The organism is Arthrobacter sp. (assembly GCF_031179385.1).
Lineage (GTDB): Bacteria > Actinomycetota > Actinomycetes > Actinomycetales > Micrococcaceae > Arthrobacter_D.
In genome coordinates this window covers 1-4,343 of the sequence record NZ_JAPSHV010000170.1, presented here as the reverse complement: position 1 = coordinate 4,343, position 4,343 = coordinate 1, and the positions used below count along the sequence as shown (strand labels likewise).

Genomic DNA, 4,343 nt, shown 5'->3' with positions numbered 1-4,343 from the left:
GGACTGTGTGTAGCAGTCATGAGTGAAATCCTCCTGGGTACAGGAGGGGAAGGCCTTCCGGCAGGACGCCGGTCGCCCTGAGAACTCGACTCCCTTCGCCGGTACTAGCCGGATCAGGTTCGAGGGTCTGCGGTGGTCCGCACTCTCAGCGCCCACCACGTACGTGGCTGCGCTCCCCTGTCGTTGTTTTGAGCGAGATTAACTCTACACCCGGGAACGGAGGCACCGTCGTCGTCGTGATCTTCGGTGCCCTCCCACCGGAGGGTCCCGATAACGCTAGGCTGGGAGCAAAACTAAGCCGACTGAAGGAGGCACCATGAACGCGATCTTCAAACTGATGGGTGTTGGACTGGGCATCGGGGCGGGCCTCGTGGGAACGCAGCTGGTGGACTTCATCTGGAAGCGGGTCACCGGAAACGAGCCCCCGAAGGACAAGGAAGGCCTCGAGAACAGCCTGCGTTCGGCGCTGGCCTTCGCGATCATTTCCGGTTCCGTCAGCACCACCATCCGCGTGCTCACCAACCGCACCACCCAGCAGGCAATCCGCCGCTACGAGAACACCCGCGACCTCACCTGACAATCACCCGGCGACAGTCATTCCGGTCAGTCCCTGGACGCGCGGTCGCCCGCCTCACGGCGCTTGGTGGCCGCGTGTTCCACGACGTCGTCCAACTCGTCCATGCTCAGCAGGTCCTTACGGAGGTGCTTGGTGCGGTAGCCCGCCCTGCCCACCATATGGGCTGAGACAGGAGCGGTGAGGAGCTGGAAAATCCAGCACACGATCAGTACGGGCACAACCGCCCACGAACGTTGCTGAACGGCGATCGCCAACAGGAACAGCAGCAGCCCGAGAACCTGCGGCTTGGTTGCCGCGTGCATGCGGCTCAGCAGGTCCGGGAACCGCAGAAGCCCGACGGCGGCAGCCAGCGACATGAGCGCCCCTCCGAGGAGCAGGACGGCGGTCAGGGTATCCAGGGCAGCATCCATCAGCGGCTCACTTCTTCTCGGTGACGAATCGGGCGACGGTCACCGACGCGATGAAACCGATCAAGGATGTCGCCACGAGGATCACCAGCGTGTTCGTGTGCCCATTGACGACCATGTCTACGGCCAGTGCTCCTCCCACGATCGCCAGGAGTACGTCCACGGCGAGCACGCGGTCAAGAATCGACGGGCCGCGAGCCACCCGGTAGATCGCGAAGAGCGCAGACACTCCCAGAATGACGGCGATGATGCCAAGAACGATGCTCACTGGTGCGCCCTTCCGTCGAGGTGATGCGGCGCTTCCGAGCGCAGCAGGGCAAGATCCTCACGGGACCCCATAACCCTGATCAACCATTCTTCGGTGCGCCGGGCATTCTCCCTAACCTTCTCGGCGTCATCATCCGTCGCGACGTTGAGGCAATGCAGGTAGAGGGTGGACGTCGAGCGATCCACCTCCACCACCAGAGAACCGGGGATCAGCGACAAAGCATGTCCGGTCGCCGTCACCAGAAGGTCGGAGGGGCTGCGCAGTCGCACCCGCACCACGGCGTTCTTCAGCTTCGGTCCACGGACGAGCGCCAACCAGAAGACCTGCACGCTGGCCTGCAGCAGCTGGTAGAGGAACCTGCCGGCGAACCCAACGGCGTAGAAGAGATTGAACCGCCCGCTGAGCTCCACCGGCGGGAGATAAAGGAAGTTCGCGACCGCGAACGCAATGATGGCGCCGAACGCCAGGTTACCCAGGCTGAAGTCCTGCCAGAGCGCTCCCCACACGATCACCAGCCAGATCAGGAGCGGCAATTCAACCCGCAACGGGATACGTTGCCTTGTCATCATGGTGAGACTCCTGCCGCTTCGGTTGCGCCTTCCCCGAGGACTGCGTCGATATACGGGGAACGGTCCAACATCTGCTGCGCTGCCTGGTCGCTCAGCTCGAAGAGGGGGCCGCCCAGTACCGTGAGGCTGACGCCCAGCAGTACGAGCCCCGTGGTGGCGCCGACCATGGTCTTGGGCAGCAAACTGACGGCACTCCTGCCCGCGAACTTACCGGTGCTGTGCCCAGCGACCCTGCGGGAAGTCGTCACCGCCGAGCCGTCTGTCGAGGTTGCCATCAGGATCGGATCCGGGTGTGTTGCGTCCTCCGGCCGGCGCCAGAAGGCGCGGTTCCAGACGCGGGCGATCGCAAGCAGCGTTATGAGGCTCGTCAGTACACCGGCTCCGACCAGCACATAGGCAAGCGGTGTCCCGAGTTCGACGCCCGCCTGCAGCAGTCCCAGCTTCCCGAGGAAGCCCGAGAACGGCGGGATACCTGCAAGATTCATGCCCGGAATGAAAAACAGCAACGCCAGGAAGGGCGAGATTTTCGCAAGTCCGCCGAGTCGATCCATATTGGCCGTTCCGCCCCGGCGCTCGATGAGACCCGTGACAAGGAAAAGGCTGGTCTGCACGATGATGTGGTGGGCAACGTAGTAGACGGCGGCGCCCAGGCCGATCACAGTGGAGATTGCGAGCCCGAACACCATGTACCCGATATGGCTGACGAGCGTGAAGGAGAGCATACGTTTGATGTCCGACTGCGCGAGCGCGCCGAGTATGCCCACGATCATGGTGAGCATGGCGACGATCATCAGCAGCGTGTTGATGCGGTCGCCGGGGAACAGCAAAGTCTCAGTCCGCACCATTGCATAAACGCCGACCTTGGTCAGCAGGCCGGCGAACACGGCGGTCACCGGAGCAGGGGCGGTCGGGTAGGAGTCGGGCAGCCAGAAGGACAGCGGGAAAACCGCAGCCTTGATGCCGAATGCCACCAGCAGCATCAGGTGAAGGATCATCTGCGTCGCGGGGTCGAGATCCGCGAGTTTGAGGGCCAGATCCGCCATGTTGATGGTGCCGGTTGCGGCATAGATCATACCGATGCTGATGAGGAACAGAACCGAGGAAACCACACTGACGACGACGTAGGTCACCCCTGCACGGATGCGCGGTGTGGTGCCGCCCAGGGTCATGAGCACATAACTTGCGGTGAGGAGAATCTCGAACCCCACGTACAGGTTGAAGAGGTCTCCGGCAAGGAATGCGTTGGACACTCCGGCGACCAGAATCAGGTACGTCGGGTGGAAGATCGAGATGGGCCCGTCCTCGTCACCGTCGGTCATCCCCTGTCCTGTGGCGTAGATCAGGACCGCGAGGCTTACGGCCGAGGAGACCACCAGCATCAGCGCGGAGAACTGGTCCACCACCATCGTGATGCCGAAGGGAGCCGCCCAGTTGCCGATGAAGACGGCCGTTGTGCCCTTTCCGCTGGCGTCGAGCAGGAGGAAGATCTCGATCATCAGGGTTACGCAGAGCGTCGTAATGCTCACGGCACGCTGGGACCTGGAATGCCGGATCAAAAGGAAGGCAAGAGCTGCGCCCAGGAACGGCAGCACGACTGCCAGAGGCGCGAGGTTCGCTATGTTCATCGCTCCTCCGTTCGTGGGTTGCTCGCTCTGCTGCCGATTCCCGCCCGCTGGTTGCCCGGCGCTTCTTCGGCCTCTTCGATAGGGGTGAATTCTGTGGTCTCGATGGGAATTTCGGCGTCGTCCTCGGCATCGAAGCTGCTCTGAGACGCCACCCGCCGGTCTTCGATGTCATCCTGGACCTCGTCCTGGCGGCCGAGGATCCACGAACGGTAGATAATTCCCAGCATGAAGGCCGTCACGGCGAACGAGATGACAATCGAGGTGAGAATCAACGCCTGTGGGAGCGGGTCGCTGTAGTCCTCCGGGGCGATTCCGGACGAGTACAAGGGGGCCCGGCCCGCGGCGCCGCCCCCCGCAAGCAGCAGCATGTTGGCGCCATTGGCGAGCATGATCAGACCGAGCAGGACCCTTGTCAGGCTACGCTCCAGGAGCAGGTAGATCCCCGCCGCGAAGAGCGCGCCCATGATGACGAGCAATGTGACGTTGACGCTCACTGGGCCACCTTCTCTTCCGGCTCCGGGGCTTCTTCCGGTTTTGGAGAACCGGCGTCCATGGTGGCGGTTGCGCCTTCACTGCGCTCGTCAATCTCGGAGCCGAGGCTGCGGAGCACGTCGAGCACCAGCCCCACCACCACCATGTACACGCCGATGTCGAAGATCGTGGACGTGACGAACTTGATGTGGCCGAAGACCGGCCAGGTGGTTTCGATGATTGCGCTTTGGAACACCTCGCCCCCGAGGAACACGGGAACTATGGCGGTGAGCGCGGCAGTGGCAAGACCGCCGCCAAGGAGCAATCCCGCGCTGACGGGGGTAGCTTCGGCGAGTTCGAACCGGCCGCCCGCGAGATATCGAATGGTCAGCGCAAGCCCTGCCATCAGACCGCCGGCAAATCCGC

7 protein-coding genes and 1 riboswitch are annotated in these 4,343 nt (G+C 63.0%); of the genes, 1 reads left to right on the top strand and 6 read right to left on the bottom strand.

Annotation, left to right across the window (positions count from 1 at the left end; all coding sequences use genetic code 11):
* Positions 1-73 precede the first annotated feature (73 nt).
* Positions 74-189: riboswitch (TPP riboswitch) on the bottom strand.
* A gap of 127 nt (positions 190-316) precedes the next feature.
* Positions 317-577, top strand: coding sequence for a DUF4235 domain-containing protein (locus RIF85_RS14810; protein ID WP_309072667.1), 261 nt, complete (start codon positions 317-319; stop codon positions 575-577).
* Positions 578-603: 26 nt separating this feature from the next.
* Here RIF85_RS14810 and mnhG read toward each other — a convergent pair whose 3' ends face one another.
* The 6 genes from mnhG to RIF85_RS14780 all read right to left on the bottom strand — a co-directional run.
* Positions 604-987: a monovalent cation/H(+) antiporter subunit G gene (mnhG, locus tag RIF85_RS14805; protein ID WP_309072666.1), complete on the bottom strand. Its 384-nt coding sequence runs from the start codon at positions 985-987 to the stop codon at positions 604-606.
* Positions 988-994: 7 nt separating this feature from the next.
* Complete coding sequence (locus tag RIF85_RS14800) at positions 995-1,252, bottom strand: monovalent cation/H+ antiporter complex subunit F (protein WP_309072665.1); 258 nt, start codon at positions 1,250-1,252, stop codon at positions 995-997.
* Complete coding sequence (locus RIF85_RS14795) at positions 1,249-1,818, bottom strand: Na+/H+ antiporter subunit E (RefSeq protein WP_309072668.1); 570 nt, start codon at positions 1,816-1,818, stop codon at positions 1,249-1,251. The genes RIF85_RS14800 and RIF85_RS14795 overlap by 4 nt, the downstream gene beginning before the upstream one ends.
* Positions 1,818-3,446 (bottom strand): Na+/H+ antiporter subunit D, encoded by a 1,629-nt coding sequence (locus RIF85_RS14790; protein WP_309072664.1) that lies wholly within the window; start codon positions 3,444-3,446, stop codon positions 1,818-1,820. The genes RIF85_RS14795 and RIF85_RS14790 overlap by 1 nt, the downstream gene beginning before the upstream one ends.
* Positions 3,443-3,940 carry a Na(+)/H(+) antiporter subunit C gene (locus tag RIF85_RS14785; RefSeq protein ID WP_309072663.1) on the bottom strand — a complete coding sequence of 166 codons (498 nt, stop codon included), beginning with the start codon at positions 3,938-3,940 and terminating at the stop codon, positions 3,443-3,445. Before RIF85_RS14785 ends, RIF85_RS14790 begins: the two co-directional genes overlap by 4 nt.
* A partial coding sequence (locus RIF85_RS14780; protein WP_309072662.1) for an MnhB domain-containing protein occupies positions 3,937-4,343 on the bottom strand: 407 nt, incomplete at its 5' end. The genes RIF85_RS14780 and RIF85_RS14785, both read right to left, overlap by 4 nt.